The sequence below is a fragment of the bacterium genome, from assembly GCA_026398675.1.
Taxonomy (GTDB): Bacteria; RBG-13-66-14; RBG-13-66-14; order RBG-13-66-14; family RBG-13-66-14; genus RBG-13-66-14.
Map to the genome: position 1 here is coordinate 1 of JAPLSK010000351.1, position 2,398 is coordinate 2,398.

Sequence of the window (2,398 nt, forward strand, 5' to 3'; positions counted from 1 at the left end):
GAAATCCTCGCCGGGGCCGAACTGCGTCGGGTTGACGAAAATGCTCACCACCACGCGCTCGGCCAGTTTGTGCGCCAACCGGACCAGGTTTAGGTGCCCCTCGTGGAGGTAGCCCATGGTCGGGACGAGGGCGATGGTGTACCCCTGCGACCGCTGCCGGCGCGAGTGTTCAATCATCTCGTATACGGTGAAGATGTTTTGCACGGCTATAACCCCAAGTAGCCGAGGCTGAAGACGAGCCCCGCGATGAGGGCGTCCCCCTCGAGGGTGACCCGTCCCTCGGTGGCGGTCACGTTGAATCCTACCCCGGCCGACATGCCCAGCATCCCGGCCGTTTCCGCGGCGTCGGGGCCGGCGGTGGCGTCCAGGAGCGCGGGCATGTCCAGCCAGACCGCAAGGTTGACCGGCTCGGTGGTGGCGGCGTCCGACGCCCGGAAAGCCCCGTCCCCGGCGAGAGTGGCCGCCCCGTCGAAGTTTTCCGCAATGAACTCCGCGGACGGCTCGTCCGGCGTCACCACCAGGCAGCCGTTAAATTCCAAGAGGTAGAGGCACTCCCCCCCGTCCTGAACCAGCCTCAGGCCGGGAACGCCGCCCAGGGTGATTTTCTCGGCCGTCGCCCGACCCTCCGACGACATGAGCGCAACCAGGCCACGGGCGAGGGCGGCCGGGTCGGGGCTCTCGAAGTAGAACGCCTGCCGGGGGTCGGCGTACTCCACGTCCATGTCCAACAGGTCGTTGAGGAAGCCCGCCGCCACATCGCTTTGCGGTTTTCCGGGGAGGGCGTGGAGCGACATACCCACCGTGTCCCCGGCCAGGGCGTCCAGCTCCCCGAGCGCCGCGAGGACCTCGGGCGAAAGCTCCGGCTCGAACGTCGAAGGGGGCGGAGGAAGCGGCGGATAGTGCAACTGCTTCTTGTTCGCGGGCATGACCTCCACCGATACCGCCGCTTGCTGAACGTAAAACGCCAGGCCCAGCTCGGCGAGGGTCGTCAGCGGGCGCGCCAGATGCGCCTCTACGGCGACGAGGCAGTGGTCGGGGTAACGGCCGATGAGCCCGTTGATCCGGCTTTGGCCCTGGAAGGCGTCCAGGAGCTCGACCGGCTCCCCCTCGGCCAGGGTGAGGTCCGCCCGGAGCCCGCCGTCCGCGCCGGGGACCAGCGCCACCCCCACGGCCTCCAGCCGCTCCTCCAGGGGCGTCAGCTCCGGCTCCGCGTAGCTCCCCGAGCTCCAGTCGTACGCGGGCTGGCGCACCAGGTCGTGGAGGTCCACGTAGGCCGCCAGGGCGAGTCTCTTCGGGAGCTGTGCCGTGCACGTCCGGAACCGCTCCGTATCACCCAGCCCGTTCCCGTGGTGGACGACCTCGGACAGCCCCTCCACCGACTGCGAGGAGTAGATGAGCTCGTCGGTGTAGGCCACGACGTTGTCCTCGCCGCCGAAGGCGCGGAAGCCCTCGAAGCCGGGGGGCAGCTCCATCTCCCCCAGCTCGTCGGCGAGCGCGTCCAGGAGCGCGAAGATTTCGGGGTTCCGGGGGCGCAGCACGAGTGTCAGCGCGGGTTCGGGCCACTCCACGTTTGGGGCGGGGGGCGATAGATAAACGGCCATCTCGGAGCGGACCAGCCCGAGGAGCTCCTCAAGCGAGTATTGCGCCAGCGCCTGCGGGAACCCCTCCTCCTGGGGCGGCCACTGGGAGAAGAGACCCGCCAGGAGCGGCTGCTGGGCAAGGGACTCGTAGTCCAAGAGGAGGTCCGGCACGTAAACCGCGACCAGGGTGTCGTCCGGGGCTCCGGCCAGCATCGCCTGGCTGAAGACGTCCGCCGGCAGCGCGTCGGGGCTCAGGACCCCCAGGAGCGATAAAAGGGTGCCCAGCAGGGAAAAGGCCATTATGGAATCCCCCCGTTTCGGCGAACGCTCGGGAGATTATAGGTCCAGACGCGCCCCGTCGGCAAGCCGCCCTTGACCGGGCACCCGTCTTGGGCTAAAATCCCCCCACCGGCGGCATAGCCAAGTGGCTAAGGCAGAGGACTGCAAATCCTTCATCCCCGGTTCGAGTCCGGGTGCCGCCTCCAGTTTTTTGAAAAAGAGCGGTCGCCGGACCGCTTTTTTCTTGCCTTAGCGCTGGAAGAGTGTATATTAGCGATGAGTTTGTCCCTCCCCCAGGTACAGTCGCCCCCGTCGGCGGGGCGGCTGAAGAGTGGAGGAGATTGAAATGAAAAAGCTTTTTTACGTGGTTTTCGCGCTGGCGCTGGCCGGCGCGGCCTCCGCCGGCGAGTGGCACATCGAGACGGTGGATTCGGGAGGACGGGTAGGTGAGTTTACATCCCTCGCGTTGGATTCCAATGACTACCCACACATTTCATACAAGGATAATCAAGACGGTAATGAAGCTTTAAAATACGCAC

Annotated in this window: 3 protein-coding genes and 1 tRNA gene; 2 read left to right on the forward strand and 2 right to left on the reverse strand. The window is 66.4% G+C overall.

Translation table 11 applies throughout. The annotated features are described in order from the left end of the window. Together NTW26_10660 and NTW26_10665 are read right to left on the reverse strand one after the other, a co-directional pair. Nucleotides 1–177, reverse strand: a 177-nt coding sequence (locus NTW26_10660; GenBank protein MCX7022712.1) for a pantoate--beta-alanine ligase, incomplete at its 3' end; no start/stop codon positions are given. Nucleotides 178–206: 29 nt separating this feature from the next. Next, nucleotides 207–1,880: a hypothetical protein gene (locus tag NTW26_10665; protein ID MCX7022713.1), complete on the reverse strand. Its 1,674-nt coding sequence runs from the start codon at nt 1,878–1,880 to the stop codon at nt 207–209. Nucleotides 1,881–1,990: 110 nt separating this feature from the next. Here NTW26_10665 and NTW26_10670 point away from each other — a divergent pair. Further along, nucleotides 1,991–2,065: transfer RNA gene (locus NTW26_10670), tRNA-Cys, on the forward strand. 140 nt (nt 2,066–2,205) lie between these two features. Then, nucleotides 2,206–2,398: hypothetical protein (locus NTW26_10675; GenBank protein MCX7022714.1), on the forward strand; the 193-nt coding region annotated here is incomplete at its 3' end.

Coding starts and splice junctions, on each gene's coding strand:
- NTW26_10665 (MCX7022713.1), bottom strand. CDS start 1,880: ATGGCCTTTTCCCTGCTGGGCACCCTTTTATCGCTCCTGGGGGTCCTG.